Annotated in this window: 21 protein-coding genes and 1 pseudogene; 10 read left to right on the top strand and 12 right to left on the bottom strand. The window is 60.8% G+C overall.

Annotated features, from left to right (window positions below; translation table 11 throughout):
- Positions 1–66 precede the first annotated feature (66 nt).
- The 6 genes from tsaB (at position 67) to NW808_RS06720 (ending at position 3,988) form a co-directional block, all read left to right on the top strand.
- Complete coding sequence (gene tsaB / locus NW808_RS06745; RefSeq protein WP_414420708.1) at positions 67–750, top strand: tRNA (adenosine(37)-N6)-threonylcarbamoyltransferase complex dimerization subunit type 1 TsaB; 684 nt, start codon at positions 67–69, stop codon at positions 748–750.
- Positions 751–785: 35 nt separating this feature from the next.
- A complete protein-coding gene (efp, locus tag NW808_RS06740) occupies positions 786–1,343 on the top strand; it encodes an elongation factor P (protein WP_414396277.1) in 558 nt (185 codons plus the stop codon).
- 47 nt (positions 1,344–1,390) lie between these two features.
- Positions 1,391–1,858 carry an acetyl-CoA carboxylase biotin carboxyl carrier protein gene (accB, locus tag NW808_RS06735; RefSeq protein ID WP_414420707.1) on the top strand — a complete coding sequence of 156 codons (468 nt, stop codon included), beginning with the start codon at positions 1,391–1,393 and terminating at the stop codon, positions 1,856–1,858.
- Positions 1,859–1,939: 81 nt separating this feature from the next.
- Positions 1,940–2,953 carry a DNA polymerase III subunit delta' gene (gene holB, locus NW808_RS06730; RefSeq protein WP_414420706.1) on the top strand — a complete coding sequence of 338 codons (1,014 nt, stop codon included), beginning with the start codon at positions 1,940–1,942 and terminating at the stop codon, positions 2,951–2,953.
- Positions 2,954–2,999: 46 nt separating this feature from the next.
- Positions 3,000–3,611 (top strand): glycerol-3-phosphate 1-O-acyltransferase PlsY, encoded by a 612-nt coding sequence (gene plsY / locus NW808_RS06725; RefSeq protein WP_414409978.1) that lies wholly within the window; start codon positions 3,000–3,002, stop codon positions 3,609–3,611.
- A gap of 17 nt (positions 3,612–3,628) precedes the next feature.
- Positions 3,629–3,988 (top strand): gamma-glutamylcyclotransferase, encoded by a 360-nt coding sequence (locus tag NW808_RS06720; protein ID WP_414396265.1) that lies wholly within the window; start codon positions 3,629–3,631, stop codon positions 3,986–3,988.
- On the opposite strand, the gene NW808_RS06715 is transcribed toward NW808_RS06720, so the two are convergent.
- From NW808_RS06715 to ylqF, 10 genes are all read right to left on the bottom strand, one after another.
- Positions 3,985–6,084 carry a cation:proton antiporter gene (locus NW808_RS06715; protein WP_414420705.1) on the bottom strand — a complete coding sequence of 700 codons (2,100 nt, stop codon included), beginning with the start codon at positions 6,082–6,084 and terminating at the stop codon, positions 3,985–3,987. The genes NW808_RS06720 and NW808_RS06715 overlap by 4 nt on opposite strands.
- Positions 6,085–6,286: 202 nt before the next feature.
- Positions 6,287–6,595 carry a cell division topological specificity factor MinE gene (minE, locus tag NW808_RS06710; protein WP_414396262.1) on the bottom strand — a complete coding sequence of 103 codons (309 nt, stop codon included), beginning with the start codon at positions 6,593–6,595 and terminating at the stop codon, positions 6,287–6,289.
- A gap of 47 nt (positions 6,596–6,642) precedes the next feature.
- On the bottom strand, positions 6,643–7,449 hold the full coding sequence (gene minD, locus NW808_RS06705) for a septum site-determining protein MinD (RefSeq protein WP_414420704.1): 807 nt from the start codon (positions 7,447–7,449) through the stop codon (positions 6,643–6,645).
- Complete coding sequence (gene minC / locus NW808_RS06700; protein ID WP_414420703.1) at positions 7,428–8,195, bottom strand: septum site-determining protein MinC; 768 nt, start codon at positions 8,193–8,195, stop codon at positions 7,428–7,430. The genes minD and minC overlap by 22 nt, the downstream gene beginning before the upstream one ends.
- A 26-nt stretch (positions 8,196–8,221) precedes the next feature.
- On the bottom strand, positions 8,222–8,728 hold the full coding sequence (locus NW808_RS06695) for a DNA recombination-mediator protein A (RefSeq protein ID WP_414396255.1): 507 nt from the start codon (positions 8,726–8,728) through the stop codon (positions 8,222–8,224).
- A 105-nt stretch (positions 8,729–8,833) separates the two neighbouring features.
- Complete coding sequence (locus NW808_RS06690; RefSeq protein ID WP_414420702.1) at positions 8,834–10,042, bottom strand: VLRF1 family aeRF1-type release factor; 1,209 nt, start codon at positions 10,040–10,042, stop codon at positions 8,834–8,836.
- 355 nt (positions 10,043–10,397) lie between these two features.
- Entirely contained in the window at positions 10,398–11,255 is an 858-nt protein-coding gene (cpdA, locus tag NW808_RS06685) for a 3',5'-cyclic-AMP phosphodiesterase (protein WP_414420701.1), read from the bottom strand.
- A complete protein-coding gene (gene psbP / locus NW808_RS06680) occupies positions 11,252–11,830 on the bottom strand; it encodes a photosystem II reaction center PsbP (protein ID WP_414420700.1) in 579 nt (192 codons plus the stop codon). Before psbP ends, cpdA begins: the two co-directional genes overlap by 4 nt.
- A gap of 66 nt (positions 11,831–11,896) precedes the next feature.
- Positions 11,897–14,179 carry a RelA/SpoT family protein gene (locus NW808_RS06675; RefSeq protein ID WP_414420699.1) on the bottom strand — a complete coding sequence of 761 codons (2,283 nt, stop codon included), beginning with the start codon at positions 14,177–14,179 and terminating at the stop codon, positions 11,897–11,899.
- A gap of 198 nt (positions 14,180–14,377) precedes the next feature.
- Positions 14,378–15,247 (bottom strand): ribosome biogenesis GTPase YlqF, encoded by an 870-nt coding sequence (ylqF, locus tag NW808_RS06670; protein ID WP_414409987.1) that lies wholly within the window; start codon positions 15,245–15,247, stop codon positions 14,378–14,380.
- Positions 15,248–15,390: 143 nt separating this feature from the next.
- On the opposite strand from ylqF, the gene NW808_RS06665 reads away from it, so the two are divergent.
- Positions 15,391–15,876 carry a 2Fe-2S iron-sulfur cluster-binding protein gene (locus NW808_RS06665; protein WP_414396241.1) on the top strand — a complete coding sequence of 162 codons (486 nt, stop codon included), beginning with the start codon at positions 15,391–15,393 and terminating at the stop codon, positions 15,874–15,876.
- A 6-nt stretch (positions 15,877–15,882) separates the two neighbouring features.
- The gene (locus NW808_RS06660) at positions 15,883–17,241 is read left to right on the top strand and encodes an FGGY-family carbohydrate kinase (protein WP_414420698.1); all 1,359 of its coding nucleotides are present in this window, start codon (positions 15,883–15,885) and stop codon (positions 17,239–17,241) included.
- A gap of 512 nt (positions 17,242–17,753) precedes the next feature.
- On the opposite strand, the gene NW808_RS06655 is transcribed toward NW808_RS06660, so the two are convergent.
- Positions 17,754–18,605 carry a Tab2 family RNA-binding protein gene (locus NW808_RS06655; protein WP_414409989.1) on the bottom strand — a complete coding sequence of 284 codons (852 nt, stop codon included), beginning with the start codon at positions 18,603–18,605 and terminating at the stop codon, positions 17,754–17,756.
- Positions 18,606–18,622: 17 nt separating this feature from the next.
- A complete protein-coding gene (locus NW808_RS06650; RefSeq protein WP_414396234.1) occupies positions 18,623–19,090 on the bottom strand; it encodes a VOC family protein in 468 nt (155 codons plus the stop codon).
- Here NW808_RS06650 and NW808_RS06645 point away from each other — a divergent pair.
- The gene (locus NW808_RS06645; RefSeq protein ID WP_414420697.1) at positions 19,080–19,316 is read left to right on the top strand and encodes a hypothetical protein; all 237 of its coding nucleotides are present in this window, start codon (positions 19,080–19,082) and stop codon (positions 19,314–19,316) included. The two genes, NW808_RS06650 and NW808_RS06645, sit on opposite strands and share 11 nt — an antisense overlap.
- Positions 19,297–19,810: pseudogene (locus NW808_RS06640) on the top strand (energy transducer TonB); the annotation flags it as partial. The gene NW808_RS06645 and the pseudogene NW808_RS06640, both read left to right, overlap by 20 nt.

Genomic DNA, 19,810 nt, shown 5'->3' with positions numbered 1-19,810 from the left:
GTGCGAAGATGGACAACCTAACCTTAATCCAACCGTTAAGTTCTGTCAACTCTCCTGAAAGAAGCCATGTCGCTTGCCCGCTGGATTCTAGGGATCCACACCACCACGCCCCTTTTGGGCCTAGCCCTACTGCCGCTGGAAGGAAAGGAGAGGGAAGGCCGTAGCCAAAGTTGGTGGCTAGATCGCCAGATGGCAGCGCGGCTGCACCCGTGCCTAAAGGAGTTCTTGGCTGGCCAAGACTGGTCCCAGGTGGCGGGGATCGCTGTCGCCGTCGGGCCAGGGAGTTTTACCGGTAGCCGTTTGGGGGTGAGCGTGGCGCGGCTGGTGGGGCAGCAGCTGGGCATTCCCGTGTTTGGCTACTCGTCCTTGGCTGTTATTGCCCGCCAGGTGTGGCAGGAGCAGGGATCCCCACTCCAGCCCCTGAGGGTGGCGGTGCATATGGATGCCAAGCGGGGGGAGCGGTATGGCGGCGTGTACCGGGTAGGCCCAGACCAGGTAGTGGCTGAAGTGGCCGATCAACTCTGGGAGGCGGTGGCTTGGCAGGCCCTTCTCCGCCAGTGGCCGCAGGCGCTAGCGGTCGATGCCGCCGATTGGGTAGAGCCGGTGCCTGTGCTGGCGCTGGCAGAGCTTGCCCGTGCTGACTTTCTTGCAGGCCTGCGCCCTCCCTGGCAGGAGGTGTTGCCTAAGTACGGACGGCAGCCGCCCATTGATCTCAGCGGGGTGAATCGGAGTACCCCCCAGGCGCGGTAAGATTGGGAAGGCTAGGCAACAGACCCCGTGCTGACATGATCTCAAGCAACGACTTGCGCCCCGGCGTCTCTGTAGAGATTGATGGCGCTCCCTACAAAGTCATCGAGTTTCTCCACGTCAAGCCAGGCAAAGGGGCGGCCTTTGTGCGCACCAAGCTCAAAAACATGCAGACCGGCAACGTTGTCGAGAAAACCTTCCGCGCCGGCGAAATGCTGCCTGCTGCCACCATCGAAAAGGTGAACATGCAGTATCTCTATGCGGAAGGAGATAACCTCGTGTTCATGGACATGGAGACCTACGAGCAGGCTGTGCTCAGTACCGCCCAGGTGGGCTCTGCCGTGAAGTACCTGAAGGAAAATATGGAAGTGTCTGTTTTGCGCTGGAAGGGGCAGGTGATCGACGTGGAGCTGCCCACCAGTGTCGTCCTGGAAGTGGTGGAGACGGACCCGGGCGTAAGGGGAGACACAGCTACAGGGGGGACTAAGCCTGCCAAGCTAGAAACCGGCGCCGAGATCCAGGTGCCTCTGTTTATCAAAGTGGGAGAGCGGGTTCGAGTCGATACTCGCACGGACACCTACCTAGGCCGCGAGTGATGGCTCTTCCCCGTCGCTAGGTTGCTGTTGTGGACAGGTGACTTCCCTTGGATGTCATTAATTGGCAGGAAATTCGCCTTCTGCTGGCCGCTCTGCAAGAGAGCGATGTTAGCGAGTTAACTCTAGAGTGCAAGGATTTCCGCCTTACTCTGCGCAAAGGAATCCCTGCTGCTCAGCTTTCCACCACTGCTCCCTCCCTTACTGCTTCGCCCCCTTCTGCTCCTGCCGAGACTCCTCCTCCTGTGCCTGCCCCCAAATCTCCACCGAGCCACTGGGTGGAGGTAGTGTCACCCATGGTGGGAACCTTCTACAGCGCTCCTGCTCCTGGAGAAGCGGACTTTGTCCAAGTAGGTCAACGGGTAAACAAAGGCCAAACCCTGTGCATTATCGAGGCCATGAAGGTGATGAACGAGATAGAAGCAGAAACAGCAGGTGTGGTAAGGGAGATTTTGGTGAGCAACGGCCAGCCGGTGGAATTTGGCCAAGTTTTAATGCGGCTGGATCCCACCGGCTAACAGCGAAACTGGGGCAGAGATGAGGCTTTTCCCCCCGGAGGGATCCCTTGGTAGCTTTGCCCGGGATTAGGGTACTCTGCCATGCTTCAGCCCACGGCCCCCGAGACAGTTGAGGGGGTAAAGGTTCTGCCCCCCCACCACATTGTCGGCCAGGAGCTGGCGGCGCAGCTGCTCGCGGCGGCCCTAGAGAAAGGGCGGGTGACCTCAAGCTACTGCTTCCTAGGGCCAGAAGGGGTGGGGCGGCGCCTGATGGCCCGCTGGTTTGCTCAAGCTCTCCTGTGCGAGTCCAGCACCAGGATCCCCTGCGGCCAGTGCCTTGGCTGCCATTGGCTGCTGGCGGGCACTCACCCCGATCTCCACTGGGTCAGCCCCACCTATCTCCATCAGGGTCGCCTAATCCCAGCAGATGCCCCCGAGACGCAAGCTCTGCAGCGGCGCTCCCCGCCGCAAATTCGCCTGGAACAGGTGCAGGAAGTGTCGCGCTTCTGTGCCCGTAGGCCAATGCGCGCCCGCCGTTCGCTGGTGGTGCTGGAGGGAGCGGAAACCCTAGCCGAAAGTGCAGCCAATGCCCTGCTGAAAACCCTGGAGGAGCCGGGGCCGGCCCACATCGTTCTCATCGCACCCCAGGCGGCCTCCCTGCTGCCGACGCTGTTGTCCCGCTGCCAGACGGTGCCTTTCCGCCGCCTCAGCTCGGCCGAGATGGAGCAAGTGTTGGCTGCTTTGGGCTGCCCGGAGCTGCCCGGGATCCCTCGCTCAGAGCTCATTGCCCTGGCCCAAGGCAGCCCTGGACGGGCGCTGGCCGCCCATCAGCATCTGCAGAGCCTTCCGCCGTCGCTGCTACAGGATCTAAGGCGCTGGCCCCCCTCGCTGCGAGAGGCGCTGGAGCTGGCTAGGGCAGTAGCTGCTCTCGATTTGCCGGCGCAGCTGTGGCTGATTGACTACTTGCAGCAGCATTTCTGGGCGCAGGGATCCCGCCAGGCCATTTGGCAGTTGGAGCAAATTCGCCGCCAGCTTTTGCACTTTGTGCAGCCGCGCCTTGCTTGGGAGGTCAACCTGGCTAGCCTAAGCCGCAGGGCTGTCGCGAAGGGGGACTAGAAGAAAGCCCTGTGGCAAAGTGAAAAGGAGCGTTCAAGACCTGCCTATGCCTGCCTGGCTTTTGGCTTTCCTTGCGGCCCTTGGAGGCTACTTGCTGGGATCCATCCCCACCGGCTACTGGGTGGGCCGCTGGTGGGGCGGGATCGACCTCCGCCAAGCGGGCTCCGGCTCGACGGGGGCAACCAACGTGTTGCGGACGCTGGGCAAAGGGCCGGCGCTGCTGGTGCTGCTGGTGGATGCCGCCAAGGGGGCTGCAGCGGTTGCGCTGGGATTAGCTCTGGGGTCGCCGTGGTGGGTGGCCGTGGCTGCCCTGGGGGCAGTGGTTGGCCACAGCCGCTCCTGCTGGCTGGGCTTCAAGGGCGGCAAGTCGGTGGCCACTAGCCTAGGGATCCTGTTGGCCATGGCTTGGCCAGTGGCCCTGGCTACCTTTGGCGTCTGGCTGGTGGGGATTGCCCTCACCCGCATCGTCTCCTTCAGCTCCCTGCTGGCAGCGGTGGCGGCTCCGCTGCTGATGTGGGCAACGGCTCAGCCCCTGCCCTATAGGGTGTTTGCCCTGGCGGGCGGGATCTATGTAATCGGCGCCCACCGGCGCAACATCGAGCGCCTGCTGGCCGGCTCAGAGCCGCGCCTTGGCCAAAAATGGGCCCAGTCCCCCTAATGACCTCCTAGAGCCAGATGGAACAGACGACGGTGGTTTTTGTCTACGGCTCCCTGCGGCGGGGCGGCCAGTACCACAGCCTGCTGCAAGGGGCGGAGTTTTTGGGAACAGACAGCCTCAACCACATCGACCTCTACGATCTCGGCCCTTACCCCATGGCGATCCCTGGCCGAAATCGGCTCTACGGCGAGTGCTATCGCATTCCCCTGAGCCTGTTGCCCCGCTTGGACGAGCTGGAAGACCACCCGCGGCTGTACCAGCGGCAGTGGGTGCAACTGGAAAGTGGCACCTCGGCCTGGGTTTACCTGGGCCGGCCCGAGCAGGTGCAGGGGTGCCCCCTCATCCCCAGTGGCTGCTGGCTGCCCCGAGGTTCCTAGAGATCGAAGTGGAGTTTGACACCCCCAACATACTGGGGCAGGAACTCGGCTGGGGGCAAATCCGGATCTCTTGCAGAGGGAGCCGCGGCCTCTACAGGGCTGGCCAGGCGCTCTAGGTAGTAGATGCAATCCCCGCGCCGCCACATGTCGGGCTTGGGCAGGTAAAATAGCCGGCCTACCGGGGATGACCGGGCTCCCTTTTGCCACCAGCTCCCTGCCCGCTGCGGGCGCACCAGTAGCAAAGGCAGGCAGAGATCGGCTTTGATCCGGTAGGCAAACTGATCCCGCAGCCGCTCCAGGGTGGGATCCTCCAACCCTATTTGGGCCGAAAGGGGGTTGAGCAGAGCTAAGCGCGCTGCCGAGCTCGACTCCTGGGCCGAGGCCACGGCAGAGGGGGAGGGCTTCAGGCCCAAATCCGCTAAAGTGGGCAGGGTAATCGAGCGCAGCTCCGCGCGCTTGGCCTCTAGGTAGCCGGCCCAGCGTTGCAGTTGGGCAAAAGAGATCGGCAGGGTGCGGATCCCTTCTAAGATGGGCATCTCGGGCAGCAACACCGTCCAGATGGCAGCGGAAACCGAGAGTTTCACCATCAGCTCGGCAATGGCCCAGTTCATCTGGGGATCCCGCGTCAGGATCAGCAGCGTCTCTGCATGGTCGATATCGGCCTTCAACAGGGCCGACTCGCTCAGCACCACTTCCTGCAGCGATCCCGGCAGCAGCCGGCCAACTTCATCCCCCAGGGCAGAGCCACCCTTGTGGCCGTTGGGCTCGGTTTGGCCAGCGGGCTGGCGCCAACAGGCTGCCGAAGGCAAGGGCAGCACCTCCACGACTTGGTTGAGGGAGCGCAGCAATTCGGCCAAGGGTTCAACCAGCGGGTGATCCCCAAGGATCACGGTGGAACTGCCTTGGTCTAGGCCCAGCCAACGAGCCACCCAGGCGGCAGTTAGCCCCTGCACTGTCACCGTGGCCGAGATGGTTAAAAACACTAGCGCCTTGAGGGCATCTCCCCCAGTGATGCCCCGCTCCTTCAACAAAATGGCAAACAAAGAAGCCACCGAAGCCGCCACAATGCCGCGGGGAGCCAGCCAGGCCACAAACAACTTCTGCCGCCAGTTGAGATCGCTGCCCCAGGTACACAGCCACACGCTTAAGGGGCGGACAACCAGCATCAGGCAGAGCACCGTGGCCAAGGCTCCCCAGCCCAAAGCCAATACCGCCTTTAGGGACAGCGTGGAGGTGAGCAAGATAAACAGCACCGAGATGGCCATTACCACCAACTGGCCGTGAAACTGGCGCACGCTCCGCTCGGCAATGGCTGCCTTCTGCCGCACCACTAGGCCTGCCATCACTACCGCCATCAGCCCTGCCTCTGAGCGCAGCGACTGGGCCAGGGCAAATACCCCTAGCGCCCCCGCCAGCACTACCGAGTTGCGCAGCTCCTCCGTCAAAAATTGCCGCGACCAGAGCAGAAAGGATCCCATCAGCCAGCCCCCCAGTGCCCCCACCGCTGACCCAATGGCCAAGCGGCTAGATAGCTGCTCCAAGGCCATCAAGAAACTGGGGTGACCCGAAAGCACCACCTGCAGCACCACCACTGCCAAGATGGCTCCCACCGGATCGATGAGCACCCCTTCCCCTTCCAAGAGGGTGCTGACGGCGGGATCGACGCGTACCCGCTTGAGGATGGGGTTAACTACAGTTGGCCCCGTCACCACCACCAGGGATCCAAACAGAAAGGCTAGGGGCCAGGGGAACTCTCCCAAATAGTGGGCCGCCAGTGCCCCCCCTCCCAAGGTCAAAAGCGATCCCAGCAATACCAGATTGCGTAGGCTGCCGGAGACCTGGTTGAGGCGCTGTAGCCGCAGGTTCAGCCCTCCCTCGAACAAGATCAGAGCCACTGCTAGCGACACCAGCGCCTCCAGACCGGATCCCATGATCTGGGGGCGAACCCAGCCCAAGCCATCTGGCCCCAGCAGCACCCCAAACAGCAGCAGGAAGACAATGCTGGGCACCTTGACAAAGTTAGCCAGGACTTGAGCTGCGATCCCGGCCACCAAGGCCAGCGTAAACAGGATCGTCAGCTCAAAAGAGCTTTCCATGCCGAGGCTCAACCTCCCTCCGTGAGAACTCTGCCCCAGCAGCTCTCTCCTGTCCAGTAGGGTTGCCCCTCAAAGCTGCCATGAGAGACTAGAAACACCTGCAGAGAACTCCACCCTGGGACAGACAGGAGAAAGCATCCTTTTGCCGAGGGCAGATGCTCCCTGAGCCCAGGGTAGCTCAGGCCGAAGTGAACCCCCCTGGCTAATCCGGCTGCCCCTTTGCAGAAGGGTCGAGTTCGGCTGCTGCCAGCGGCTTAACTCGGCGAATGGGTAAGTTAGCAATGAGGGCCGTTGTGCTCCCCTCCACGGTCAAGTGGAATTGCATCCCCTCCGAGTCCAGCTCCACATAGCGGGAGACCACCCCCAAAATTTCCAGCCGCATCGATTCCAGGGCTGCCGGACTAAGATTGGCGCGGTCGTGGGCCAAGATGAATTTCAGGCGCTGCTTGGCCTGCTCGCGGCTGCCGCCGGGGGAGCGGGGAAAAAGCTGATCCAAAAACTCGAGGAGCATGGGCTTTATTCTAGTCTCGTTGAAAGAGAGCTAAGGGCTGTTGGGCTTCAGAACACCTTTTGGCTTAAAAATCGCCTTGCCTTTTCCCAGAAAGACTCACCCAAGCCGGCCAACTTGGGAAACTCCACCACCTCCCCTTCCAGCCGTCGGGCAATGCGCTGAATGGCCTGGGCAGCCGGAGAAGGACGGGCAGCCAAAACCATGGGTTCTCCCTTGTTGGTGGAGACAATCACCTCTCGGTCTTCCGGAATCATACCCACCAAAGGGATGGCCAGCACCTCCACCACATCTTCCACGGCCATCATCTGGCCAGCGGTTACCATGTCGGGGCGCAGGCGGTTAACAATTAGCTGAATTGAGGAGATCCCCGCCGCTTCCAACAGGCCCACCACCCGGTCTGCATCCCGCACGGCAGCTACTTCGGGCGTAGTCACCAGCAGGGCCTCTGTTGCCCCGGCAATGGCATTGCGAAACCCCTGCTCAATCCCGGCTGGGCAGTCGATCAACACATAGTCGTAGCTACCGGCAAGCTTCTCCATCAACTGCCGCATTTGCTCCGGGTTGACTGCTGTTTTGTTGCGGGTTTGGGCTGCTGGCAACAAGGAGAGATTGGGGGTGCGTTTGTCTTTCACCAACGCTTGTTCAAGGCGACATTCCCCTGCAATGACTTCTAGAGCCGTGTACACTACCCGACTCTCTAGGCCCAGCAGCAGATCCAGGTTGCGCAGGCCAAAGTCGGCATCCACCACCGCTACCGAGCGACCCAAGCGCGCTAAGGCAGTGCCTAAGTTGGCTGTCAGGGTGGTTTTGCCTACTCCTCCCTTCCCAGAGGTTATGACGATAACTCGGCCCATGCTCTTCTCCGCAGAAACTCCTGAAGGCTGGCGATGCAGATGGCACCATCTTGCAAGTAAACCACCTCAGGGGTCTTGCAAGGGGAGCCACTTTCTGGGGGGCGGGCCACCTGGTCGGCGATGCGCAATTGGGTGGGCTCCAACTGCAAGGCCAGGATCACTGCACTTCTATCTCCCTCGGCGCCGGCATGCGCCAACCCTCGCAGCCGTCCCCAAACCCAAATGTCGCCGCCCGCAACGATCTCGCCGCCGGGGTTGAGATCTCCCAAGAGGAAGACAGAGCCACGGTGGCGTACGGACATGCCCGAGCGCACGGTTGAACGCAGGTACAGAGGGGTAGTGTCGGGAGGAGGAGAGGGAACCACCTCCAAAAGGGAGGATTGCTCCACCGAATAGCCCAAGGTTGCCGCGGCAATGGCGGTCGTGCGGGATCGAGTTTGGACGCGCCATAGCTGCAGCCGATGCTGCGCCAACAGGACAGCCAGGGCCTGCAGGGTGGGCAGCTCCAGCTCTCGCTCCTGGCACCACAGGGTTAGAGGAGCCACCCCCGTCCAGTAGGACTTGCGGCTGCGCAACTGCCAAACGAGCTCCTCCCAGACTTCTTCCCAAGCTAGGGTGGTGGGCAGGTGCAGGTGGATCCCTTGGGCATCGGAGCGAAAGTAGACACTCTCTTTGGCTGCCCCTACCCCGATAGAGGAGGCAGGGACCTTGGGAAAGGGTGGCGAGTTTCCCACCAGCGACCCCATTCTGCCTGCCCTCCTTCGCCAAGGAATTAGTCGAAGTAGAAGAGCGTAACCACCTTGTGTTGCTCCTCAGCGTGCCTGCAGGCCTCCAAAAGCGTGACGCTGTCGTGGAAGGCAAAACAGATCAATTGCTGGCACTTGCTGATGATTTCCAGATTGCAGAGGCGACTGGCCTCCGCTAGAGGCAGGTGGTCGTTTTCAGGGTGCTCCACCAGATGCAGCACCTGCTCCAAACTGGCCCGCGACTCTGCCGGCTGCCGCTCTAGGCTTTGGGGCAGGATCACCGTCAAGGATTTAATATCTGCCCGCATTGCTCCACGAATTACAGCCAGGTTGGTACCAATAGCCCCGGACGTGAGGATGCGGTTGCCGGTAAGGGCCAAGGCGTAGCTGAGGGTCTCAATGAGGTACTGGTGGGTAATGGGCACATGGCGAGTGCCCAAGATGGCTATTCGCTTTGGCCCCACTTGCTGAATGGCGGCCAGCTCTTGCAAGAACGTATCGACGCTGGTGGGGAGGTCAATGGATTGGGTCAAGGGGATCCCTCGCTAAACAGGATGGGCCAGATTATGCTAGCAGCCTACACCGTTGCTCTGGGATCTAGCTAGAGGGTTGGGCCATCCCTGCTCAAGTTGCTAGACCTACCAGCGCAGCAGCGCCGCTGCTCCCTGAAACTCGTGGAGCAAGCGCTCTTCAGCTTCGCCGCGAACGAACTCCAGTTTAGCGCCAAAATCGCGGCCTAGCACCCACACCAGATCCCGCAGGGGTGCCGGCTGTGGCTCTGGGCAAAGGAGCTGGGCCATCTCCTGGGTTCCTCCCACAAAGCCGTCTGGGCAGCGCCAGATGGTGGCCTCTAGCCTCCAGGGCAGGACAAGGATTTCCACCCGGCCCAGCTGGAGGGCGTCCAGCACCGCATCCAAGCCCCAAGCGCCGGGCTGCTCTCGAATCCGCTCCAACAAAGCCAGCTCTCCTCGGCGCTCAGCGGCCTCCAGGACGGGTACCACTCGGTCGAGGATGTCTTGCGGCGTCGGTGTGTGAAGGTTGGCGGGGTGCCCCACCCGCGCGACGATGCGGTTGCGTAGGCCGCGGTTGAGATAGCCCTCAAAGTGGGACACCTGCCAGGCTTCGCCCATGAGCACCAGCCGCTCAATGCCCAGGCGATCCACTGCCTTATCCAGGGCGGAGGCCAGGCGGAGGTAAAGCTTGTGCATCCAGAGGCTGACCTTGGCCGCCTCCCGCTCCTTGGGGGAAAGCTTGTCGAAGGTGCCACCGCTGCGGGCGCGACGTTCGGCAACGGCGTTTTCAATGCGGCCGGCCAGCTCCTGCAGTTCCTGCCATTCCTCGGCGCTGATGTTGGCAAAGATTTCCGTGTCCTCTCGCAGTTCTCCCAAAAAGAGCTCGTAGAAGCGCCACCTGCTGCCAGACAGGTGCAACACCCCACCCCGCTCGTATTCATCAAAGGCAAAGAAAAGGGGCGTGAGGTAAGGTTCCCCCCAGCGGGCCTCCACCCGCCCATGGGCCAGATCCACCACCGGCAGCTCCACCTGCAGGTCGACTCGGCGCAGCACTGGCTTGCCAGCGGGATTGCGGCTGGCAAAAAGAACCAGGGTGCGGGCCGAAGGGCGCTCCTGCTCTACTAGAGCAAGGACTTGCTCGCAGAGGGAGTTATCAGGCTTGCTCTCCTCCCTCTCCAGCAGCTCCTTGAGGGTATTCTTGATGCGCCCCACCCAGGCGCGACCCGCATTTTCGGGACGAGCAGGGTTGGTGTCGGCATATATCGAGAGCACGGGCTTGCTGCTGTCGTCAAAGGCAGCTTGCAGATCCTGGATTAGGGTGTTGAGTTCGTCCATGGTCTTGAGAAGGGGCGTCGCTGGGGCTCAAGCCTAGCAAAAATAAGATTAAGGGAAAGCGAGGGATCCGGCCCTAGCTGAAGCCCAGTTGGGCTCGGCTTTGAGGAGAAGCTTCTAGCATAGCCCGCGCCTAGAGCCGAGCGGCTGCGCTGCCCTCCAGATCCACTGGCTCCGATTGGTCTGCCGGCGGCGGAGCCTCCTGTAGCTCAAGGGCCAAGAGAGTTTTCCCATGGAGGCTGCAGCTTCAGGGCGTGGGGCCCTAGCTGCACCGGACGGCTGGAGGGCGGGTTGCTCTACCTCTTGCAGCCAGTTTCTTCTTGGGACAAGCAGTTGGCCTGGTGCGCCCGGGATCCCATTAGTACCCTTTTGCAGCCAAGTTAGGGGTTTGCAAGGCGGCTTCTACCCGCTGCACCTGGGTTTTGAAGCTGCCATCTGGCTCCAGCCATAGCTGTCGCAGGGCTGGGGGGATCACCTCCAGAGCAAACTGGGAGCTCTTGGGGAGAAATTGCACGCAGGTGGAGGGACAGGCAAAGTAATCAACCCCCCGGCGGCGACGGTGCAGCTCCTGATGAACATGGCCAAAAATCACCAGGCGAACGTGGTCGAACTCGTCCAAAACCCCAAACAGCCGCTCCGGCTGCTGCAGCGCACTTTGATCCAGCCAATCGGAGTCTACCGAAAAGGGGGGGTGGTGCAGGGCTAGGAGAACATGGTGGTGGTTGGCCCGGCTGCGCTGTAGCTCTTGTCGGAGCCAAAGTAAGGTGCGGTCGGTCAGGTAGCCGCTGTCCCTGCCTGGCACCAGCGAGTTCAATAAAATAAAGCTCCAGTTCTCGCGACTGAAGCTTTTCTCTGCGTGCAGCCGCCCGCCGTGGAGCTCTAGGTTCATAACATGTAGGCGATCGTGGTTCCCCGCCAGCCAATAGGTGTCGATGGGAAGGGTCTGCAAATAGCTTCTAAGACGGGCATAGGCAGCCGCACTGCCATCTTGGGCAAGATCCCCAGTTAAGAGCAGCACATCCGGCAAGGGATCCAAACTCACAATGGCCTTTTGCACTGCCAGAAAAGAGGCCTCGGTGTCTACCCCCAACAACCGCTGATGGCTCTTGGCAAATAGATGCAGGTCACTGATTTGAACCACGTAAACCGTCATGGCAGCGGGATTGTTCAGCACCGAAAGGCCTTTGCCGTCTCCAAAGGCAGAGAGCCCTCTCAAGAGACACTTAGAGAGCGACCTACCTCCCGGAAAGCAGTCTGCACCTGTGGCCAGCGGGATTCCTGGGTTGAGGCAGTTAGAGTATAGAGGCGATGGTGACGAACGGTTACCGTCACTACCTCGTGGCGAAGCTGGGATCCCAGATTGGTTTGGTACTCAAACAGGTAGTAGGGCTGCCCCTGCCGCTCGAAGGCCTCGGCTGCCAAGAGCTGGGTTGAGCGACCCGATCCCTCAGGGGCAATGATCTTCTTTGCCACCAATTGCCCCACCTCCTCTGGGCCTCCCAGATCCGCAATCGTCTCCCCTTTGTCGAAGGGGGCAATCATTAGGCTGATGTTTTCGGTCTCATAGACTAGGTCGCGCAGGAGCACGGCTAGCCCCTTCCCAGGGCTTAGCTTCACGCTCACCATGCCATTGGGGTAAGCAAAGGCAAAAGCTCCATTGGGATCCCGGTAGACTCGCAGGTTGGGGCTTGCTGAGCAGGCGCCAATGATCAAGCTGAGGCAGACCCCCAGCAGCAACAACACCCTAGAAAGCCGCCGACCCAGTAGGCTCAACTGCCCCTCTCCTGCCATGCCGAGATCCTCCGCTTAGGGTTAGCCACCTCCATATCCTACCTAAGATTGGACCGCAGCAGCCTTTTAGCGGGATCCGTTCTGGTAGTGGCGGGAGCGCAGGACCAACACATCGGAAAGCTGGCGCAGCTGATTTTGAAGCTGAGCAAGCTGTTGGGCGTCGCGTACATCAATGCAGAGGTCAATTGAGGCAGTGCGATTGGCAAAGGTTTGCACCTTGGCATTGCGCACATTGATGCCCTGATCGGAAAGGCGGGAGAGAATATCCCGCAGCACGCCAACCCGGTCGATGACCTCTAGACGCAGTTCTACAGGATAAGTCTGGGTGCTTTGCCGCAGTTGCTCCTCGTTCCAGCGCACCGGCACCAGCCGCTCACCCGGAACCTGGGCTACCCGCGGACAATCGCGATGATGAATGGTGATGCCCTTGAAGCGGGTAACCACGCCCAGGATGGGATCCCCTGGGAGCGGGTTGCAGCATTTGGCCAATTGATGTTTCAGGCCCTCCACCCCCAGGATGAGAGACTGGGATCGGCTAGAAGCTCGCCCTCCCTCGCTTCGCGGCAGCAGCAGCTTGGCTTCCGCCAAAGATCCCTCCTCGGGTGGGGGGGAGATGGCTGGCTTGCTGACCTCCTGCAGCCGGTGGATCACCTGCGCGGGGGTTACCTCTCCATAGCCCAGCGCCGCCAGTAAATCGTCCACGCTGCTGTAGTTGAGCTTCTCGGCAACCTTTTGCATCCGCTCGGACTTCAGCAGGGCTTCAAACCCCGTTTTGCCCAGCTCCCGCTCCAGCAACTGCCGACCGCGGGCAATATTTTGCTCGCGATTGGAGCGCTTAAACCATTGGCGAATGCGATTGCGCGCCGAGCTGGTGGCTACAAAATTAATCCAGTCTAGACTGGGGTGGGCATTCTTGTGGGTGATAATCTGCACGATGTCGCCATTGCGCAGGCGGGTATCCAGCGGTACAATCTTGTTGTTTACCCGCGCCCCGGCGCAGTGATCCCCAATTTCTGAGTGGATGCGATAGGCAAAATCAATCGGGCAGGATCCCTGGGGTAAGGCCAGCAGATCTCCCTTGGGGGTGAAGACGTAAACTTCGCTCTCAAACAGGTTCTCGCGAACAGTCTCCAGATATTCTCTGTCGTCCTTGAGGTCGTTTTGCCACTCCAAGAGTTGCCGCAGCCAGCTAAAGCGCTCTTCCTCGGGCTTTACGGGGGTGCTGCCGGCTTCCTTGTATTTCCAGTGGGCAGCAATGCCGTACTCGGCCACGCGGTGCATTTCTTCGGTGCGGATCTGCACCTCCACGGGTCGCCCCTGCAGACCAATCACTGTCGTGTGCAAAGATTGGTAGCGGTTTGGCTTGGGCAGGCCAATGTAGTCTTTAAAGCGCCCGGGAATGGGACGAAAGCAGTTGTGAACAACTGCCAGCACCCGGTAGCACTCGCTCACGGTCTGCACAATGACCCGCACCGCCAAGAGGTCGTAGATCTCATGGAATTCCTTGCGCTGCTGCTGCATCTTGCGGTAGATGCCATACAGGTGCTTGGGCCGCCCGCTGATCTCAAAGTGCTCTAGCCCCGCTTGGAGGAGGTTCTTCCGCAGCTCTTCGATAAAAGCTTGGATCTCCGCCTCTCGCTCGCTGCGCTTGGCGTTAACCAACTCTTGGATCTGGCGATAGGCTTCGTAGTCCAGGTACTTAAAAGCCAGGTCTTCCAGTTCCCACTTGAAATGCCAGATCCCCAGCCGGTTGGCCAAGGGGGCAAAGATCTCCATGGTTTCGGCTGCAATCTGCTTTTGCTTGTGGGGCGGCAGATATTGCAGCGTGCGCATGTTGTGCAAGCGATCCGCCAGCTTGACCACGATGACCCGAATGTCTTTGGCCATGGCCACAAACATGCGGCGGAAGTTCTCCGCTTGCTGCTCCGTTTTGCTGGAGAAATTAAACCTAGAAAGCTTGGTTACCCCTTCTACCAAGAGGCGCACCTCGGGCCCAAATTCTGCTTCTAGCGCCTCCAGGGTAACGCCTGCATCCTCAACAACATCGTGCAAGAAGCCAGCCGCTACCGTGACGGCATCCCCTCCCAGCTCCCGCAACAAGCTAGCTACAGCCACCGGGTGGGCGATGTAGGGATCCCCCGACTTCCGCTTTTGGCCCTTGTGCAAGCAGTAGGCAAACTCAAAGGCCCGGCGCAGCAAATCTGCCTCTTGGGGAGTGTAAGCTCTCAGCCCATCGCCGAGATCTTCAGCGCCAGAAAGCAAAGCACGCAGCCATCCTGGCACCTCAAAATCGAGGTTGTTTAGGTCAAAGCCTCCTTCTAAGCTGGCGGCAACAGCAGGCTGACCCATGGGAATCTAGCAAGGAGGATGGTCTACTCCCTGGAGTTTCTTACAGCCTATCCCCAACTTGACTCGTCCGCAGGCAGGTTAAAGGCAAAAAGCGCTGCGAAAAACTTCAGGGAAAAATCTGGCGCAGTGTTAGTATTCTAGTTCCATCGTATCACTCACTCTGCCGCATCTCGTAGCAACATATACAGACAGATGAAGCTAGCCTCTTGCTGGGGGGCTAGAGATGGGAGGAAGTTGCAAAGCTAGAGGCCCTAGCCACCCCTTGCGGTAGTCGTTGAGGATTTGCCTTGCCGCTCGCTCGGTATCGCCTTGGTAGCGCCGTTGGGCCAGCTCCTGGACTGCCACGCTGCCAGGGGGGATCGGGTCAGGCCAGCCGTAGCGCTGTTGCAAAAGAGCTTGGGCCTGGGGCTGCACCTGCAGCAGTTGATCCACAAAGTAGGCCGCTACGCGCTCGGGGTCGTAGGCGGCAGCGCCAATGTCATCGCAGATGGCTAGCAGCGTGGCTGCCCGCTGATCCGGCAGCGAAGGCGGGAGGATGCCCGGCGAGTCCAGCAAATCCAACTCCCCCCCTAGCCGTACCCACTGCAGTTGCCGGGTTACCCCAGGGCGCGCAGCGCTCTCGACGGCTCGCCGTCCCAAAAGTCGATTCAGCAGGGCCGACTTGCCCACATTGGGAAAACCCACCACCACCGCCCGGACAGCCCGCGGCCGCATGCCCCGCCGCTGCCGCCGCTCGTTGACCGACTGCCCTAGCTGCAAAATAGCCTGCTTGAGGCGACTGACCCCTTGTCCCGATTGGCCGTTGGTGGGATAGACCGGGATCCCTTGCTGCGAGAAATACTCCTGCCACGCTTTCAGATCCCTTGTCGCAATCGAGTCGGCTCGGTTGAGGGCCAAGAGGCGCGGCTTCTGCCCCAGCCACTTGTCCAGCTCGGGATGGCGGCTGGCCAGCGGGATGCGCGCGTCCACCACTTCAATTGCCACATCCACCAGCCGCAGTTGTTCCCGCAACTGGCCAAGGGCCTTAGCTACGTGGCCAGGATACCACTGGATGGGCGGAGAGCTCATGCTGCCAAAACCCTGGCAAACACCAAGGGCGGGATCTACTCTAGCTTGTCCAGCTCGTCTTTCCCACCTGCAGGGCAAGCAACGGCTGGGATCCCTTGCCAAGACAAGCTAGCGTTAAGGAGTGTAACGGCGGAGAAGGGACGATGGTCAAGCGCGTGCGGTTGGATCCCATTGCTCAGGTGTCAGAAGTGGCCACCAACAACAACTTGCTCTCGGTGCTGCTGCAGGAAGAGCTGAATGTGTTGAAAGAGTGCGGCGGGCGCGGTCTCTGCGCCACCTGCCATGTGTACGTGAAAGAAGGGATGGAGTCGCTCTCGCCCATGACCCGTCGGGAGCAGCGCACCCTGGAGGTGATCACTAGCCGCAAGCCCAATTCCCGGCTTGCCTGCCAGGCGCGGGTTCTGGGAGAAGGGGTGGTGGTGGAACTGCCGATAGGAATGTACGCCAATGCCCTCAAGGACATCGAGGTGCTCATTGGGCGGCGGGCCGAGCAGCCCATCTTGCACCCTATCACTGGTGCTGTGTTGGTGCAGGCAGGAAAGCTGATTACCCGTTCGGTGCTGGAGTCGGTGAAGAACCTCGATCTAGACATCCAAGAGGCTTTGGCCCGCAGCAGCCGAGATTTCTAGAGCTCTATGGAACCTGTATTTCTTGGGATCGACCTAGGCACGTCGGGAATGCGGGTGGTGGCCCTTTCAGAAGCGGGGGAGGTGGTGGGCAAAAGCGAGCGCTCCTGGGATCCCCCAGAAACCAACCCGGGTCGCTGGCTGCGCACCCTAAGAACCCTGTTGGGACACCTGAAGGGGCAACTGGGGGATCGCTACACCATTGTTGCCCTTAGTGCCTGCAGCACCTCGGGTACAGTGCTGCCGGTGGACGGTCGCGGCATGCCGCTGGATCAGGCCTGGCTGTATTCCGACCCGCGGGGCCAGGTTCAGGCCAAGCAGTTGGGGATCCCTGCCAGCTGGGGACTTAGCCGCTGGCTGTGGTGGGCAGAAGCCCATCCCGACCGCTACCGGGACAGCTACTTGGCCCATCCGGCGGACTTTCTCCTAAGCCAACTGGGAGGCCGCCGACGGGTAACTGACCACACCCACGCCTTGAAAAGTGGCTTTGACCTAGAAACCTACACCTGGCCGCGGGAGTGGCTATCTCGCCATGGCCTCGACCCCAAGCGTTTCCCTGAGGTGGTGGCGCCGGGAACGGTTTTGGGAACGGTGCGAGCTGAGTGGGAGCTGGGGCCAGAGGTGCTAATTGCCGCCGGGATCACCGATGGCTGCGCCGGGCAACTGGCTGCAGGAGCTACTCGCTTGGGTCGAGTCTCCACCAGCCTGGGCACCACTCTTATCTTCAAGGCCAACAGTGCTGATCCCATACAAACCCCTAGCATCTACTCCCATCTGCACCCCGACCGAAACGGCTGGTGGCCGGGGGCAGCTTCTTTTTGCGGAGGCGGGGTTTTGCCCCACTTCTTCCCTGGCGGCAACTTGGCTGCCTTGGATCAGCAGGCGGAGGCCCATCTGCCCACTGGCTTGGTCAGCTATCCGCTCTGCCGACCTGGCGAGCGTTTTCCCATCCTAGATAGCGAATTTGCCGGCTTCTTGCCCCAGGCGGAAGTAGGATCCCCTCGCTTTTACGCCGCTCTCTTGGAAGGGGTGGCGATGGTGGAGCGGCTGGGGCTGGAGACCTTGGCCGCCCATGGGATCCCCCTACTAGAAGGGAGCCCAATTTTTACCACCGGCGGGGGCTGCAAAAGTTCCCTCTGGCTCCGCCTGCGCGCCAGTATCTTTGCCCGTCCCTTGGCAGTGGTCAAACATCCCGACCCGGCTGTAGGAGCGGCCATCCTGGCAGCATCGGCCTATTGGTGCTGCTCAGTGCAGCAGGCTGCCGAGCGCTTGGTGCAGGTGGAACGTCTCATCCAGCCAGATCCAAACTGGGTCAAGGCCTATGCCGAGATCTACTCGGAATTTCGCAGCCGGTATTTCTCCCCCTGAGGGGGAACATTTTTACACACTCCCCGGGGATCTACCTCGGGGGGTTTCGAATCCCCCCGAAGGGAAGACCTCGGACATTAAGCGCGGCCCTCGCTTTGCTCAAGCCTTGTTTCCAGTTTCTGGGAGTCACCCCGGACGGGAGAACTTGCCAGTTTGAGATTAAGTGGCACGCTCCTGTCGCGTTTCCAAGTTTCTAGGGCTCCCCCAAAGGGGGAACTCGATCCCGAGGTGGGGCTACCACCTAGACGACGTGGATCATGTTTCCAATTTCTGGGAACCAACAGGACTCCACCCCCCTTAAAGCCAAGCAGGGCAAGGAATACAAGACCCATTTGTGAGGGGGTCGGTCGAAAAGAGCAGAAAGTAGCCTTGGAAAGGGGGGTAAGAGCCTGAACCTCGTGCTGCAAGGAATCGAGCGGGTGAACGAAAAAATAGGCTTTTCCGGGACTTTCAAAGGCGCTCGCAAAGCTGGCGATACTATGCTTGCCCTGAAGGATTACGCAGACTTCTCCTCAAAGTTGCATCAGCCAAAAGCCAGCGAACGACTGAGCCCTGAAATCGCTTTGGATGGCGAGGAAATGGATCCCTTGCGCTTGGCGTTGGCGTTGGGCAAAGCCCTCGGCCTCTGCTCGCAGCTTTTCGTCTTTGAGTTGTGCAAAGAGGTAGCAATCGTTGAGGCCAGCCTCGAACAGCAGCCATCCCTCCGCCACAGTCAAGTAGGCAGGCTCCATGCCGCTCATCCAGGCTGCTATAGGAAGAGCCCGCTGCGAGGCGATCACCAAGCCGGGAATGATTGTGTCGGGCGCAAAAGCCTCCCAGTTTACTGGAAACAGCTCGCCAAATTCGATTGGCCAGGTCTCGGCTTCCCGCAGATCCCTAGCCCGCAGCGTCACGAACGCCCAGCGCTCTCCCTGCAACTTGTCCGGCAGGGGGACGGGATCCGGCGGATCCGGCTCCACGGGGGGTTCAGGGCTGTAGGTGAACTGGGTTTCCTGGGGGTAAACCTGCTCTGCCCGTTCCCGCATCCAGGCCTTAAGGGCATAGACGCGACGGCTGGGGAGCATGGGGATCCCGACGGCGTTGCAGGCCCGTTGCAGAATGGAGCTCATGCGGGCTCGGAACACCCGGATGGCCGAGGGGGGCTGGGGAGCCGCTTCCAGATAGCTGCGCAACTGTTGGGCCACCCAGGTGCTATTGACCTCTTGGTTGCTGCAGTACTTGGCCTGGCGAAACTGGCCGCCGGGATCGCACACCAAGAGCTCCCAAACTCGCCGATCCTGGGCATCTCGCAGCGGGACGGCGTTGAAGTCCATCTGCCAGATGGGGCCGCGCACAGGGCCAGAACGAGGGGGTTGAGTAGCCAAGGCACTTCTCCCCTTTGCTACGCGCTGCTGGGAGAGGGGTTCGGAAGCTGTTGGCCTGCAATATCCCCGACCACGGCCCATTCCCGCTCCCCAAAAATGGCGGAAGGGTAGCGGTAGTACTTAAACTCCAGCAGGTTGTAGAAGGGATCCTGCAAAAAGAACGTGCCGTGCTCCAGGGGGGTGCCGACGAAGCGCCAGCGTGGCTCCTGATAAAAAGGCAATCCCCGCACCTGGGCCCGGTCGGCCAGGCTCTGCCACTCTGCTTGGGTGGGAAAGATCAGGCCGAAGTGGCGAGGGTAGATGCCCCGCTGGGGCCTCAGCTCTTCCTGGGTGAGGTGAGCCACCAGTTGATGGCCATAGAGGTTCAGGATGACGGAAACAGGCGTTTCCCGACCAATCTGGCAACCCAAGCCCTCGCCGTAGTAGGTCTTGGTCAAGGCAATGTCGGCAACCGGAAAGGCAAGATGAAAGCGGATGGGTTCCATGGGCTCTCCTGGCAAGCAGCCTGCTCAAGTCGGGATCCCTGCTCTTTATAAGGTAGGCGATTTTGTGCTGAAGGGTGGGATCCCTTCCCCAGCCGACTGTACGCCTTTGCGCAAGAAGCCCAGCCAGGGCGATGTTATAACATTTGAGCTGGAGAGCCAACTCAGTGTGGTGAGAGACTGGGGAGCGCAAAGAGGCAATCTTGGCCATGACCAGCACCTGGACTGAGCAGCGCCGCCGCGAGGAGGAAGCGCGCCATTTTTTTTGGATGGTGGCGCTGTCCCTGCTGCTGCATGGGTTGGCGCTGTTGGGCTTGCTCTCCTGGAGTCGGTTTTGGCCGTTTCGCCAGCAAGAACAAAAAGCCATTGAGTTTATCTTGCTGGAGCCAGAAGATCTCGAGACGCCGGAAGAAGCAGAGCTGGTTTCAGAAGTGGATTCCCGCGATGGGGGCAAGCGGGTAGAGGCCCCTCCCTCCCAGGGCAGTCCACCCCAATCCCGCGCTGCTACCCGTCAGCAAGCCGCTCCGCCGCCTCCGCCTCAGCCCCAGCCGCCACGGCCGCAGCCGCCTGCCCCTGTACCGCCGCCTGCCCCAGCAGAAGTTGCCCTAGCCACTCCTAGACCTACCCCACCCCCACCCCAAACTACACGTGCAGCACCACCTCGGTCCCGGGCACCCCCAACAGCAGCGCCGCCGCCACCAACCCCCCCCCCCCCACCCCCAC

Origin of the sequence: Synechococcus sp. W70.1, from assembly GCF_047461515.1 — a bacterium.
Taxonomy (GTDB): Bacteria; Cyanobacteriota; Cyanobacteriia; order Thermostichales; family Thermostichaceae; genus Thermostichus.
Note: the sequence above shows the minus strand (reverse complement) of the source record. Positions and strands in the feature narration are given on the sequence as shown.

Excerpts from the sequence above, each read along its gene's own strand:
- NW808_RS06715 (WP_414420705.1), bottom strand. The coding sequence starts at position 6,084 with ATGGAAAGCTCTTTTGAGCTGACGATCCTGTTTACGCTGGCCTTGGTG.
- NW808_RS06665 (WP_414396241.1), top strand. The coding sequence starts at position 15,391 with ATGGTCAAGCGCGTGCGGTTGGATCCCATTGCTCAGGTGTCAGAAGTG.
- minE (WP_414396262.1), bottom strand. The coding sequence starts at position 6,595 with ATGCTCCTCGAGTTTTTGGATCAGCTTTTTCCCCGCTCCCCCGGCGGC.
- NW808_RS06660 (WP_414420698.1), top strand. The coding sequence starts at position 15,883 with ATGGAACCTGTATTTCTTGGGATCGACCTAGGCACGTCGGGAATGCGG.
- tsaB (WP_414420708.1), top strand. The coding sequence starts at position 67 with ATGTCGCTTGCCCGCTGGATTCTAGGGATCCACACCACCACGCCCCTT.
- NW808_RS06645 (WP_414420697.1), top strand. The coding sequence starts at position 19,080 with ATGGGTTCCATGGGCTCTCCTGGCAAGCAGCCTGCTCAAGTCGGGATC.
- efp (WP_414396277.1), top strand. The coding sequence starts at position 786 with ATGATCTCAAGCAACGACTTGCGCCCCGGCGTCTCTGTAGAGATTGAT.
- plsY (WP_414409978.1), top strand. The coding sequence starts at position 3,000 with ATGCCTGCCTGGCTTTTGGCTTTCCTTGCGGCCCTTGGAGGCTACTTG.
- NW808_RS06650 (WP_414396234.1), bottom strand. The coding sequence starts at position 19,090 with ATGGAACCCATCCGCTTTCATCTTGCCTTTCCGGTTGCCGACATTGCC.
- holB (WP_414420706.1), top strand. The coding sequence starts at position 1,940 with ATGCTTCAGCCCACGGCCCCCGAGACAGTTGAGGGGGTAAAGGTTCTG.
- psbP (WP_414420700.1), bottom strand. The coding sequence starts at position 11,830 with ATGGCAGGAGAGGGGCAGTTGAGCCTACTGGGTCGGCGGCTTTCTAGG.
- NW808_RS06720 (WP_414396265.1), top strand. The coding sequence starts at position 3,629 with ATGGAACAGACGACGGTGGTTTTTGTCTACGGCTCCCTGCGGCGGGGC.
- minD (WP_414420704.1), bottom strand. The coding sequence starts at position 7,449 with ATGGGCCGAGTTATCGTCATAACCTCTGGGAAGGGAGGAGTAGGCAAA.
- ylqF (WP_414409987.1), bottom strand. The coding sequence starts at position 15,247 with ATGAGCTCTCCGCCCATCCAGTGGTATCCTGGCCACGTAGCTAAGGCC.
- NW808_RS06690 (WP_414420702.1), bottom strand. The coding sequence starts at position 10,042 with ATGGACGAACTCAACACCCTAATCCAGGATCTGCAAGCTGCCTTTGAC.
- minC (WP_414420703.1), bottom strand. The coding sequence starts at position 8,195 with ATGGGGTCGCTGGTGGGAAACTCGCCACCCTTTCCCAAGGTCCCTGCC.
- NW808_RS06675 (WP_414420699.1), bottom strand. The coding sequence starts at position 14,179 with ATGGGTCAGCCTGCTGTTGCCGCCAGCTTAGAAGGAGGCTTTGACCTA.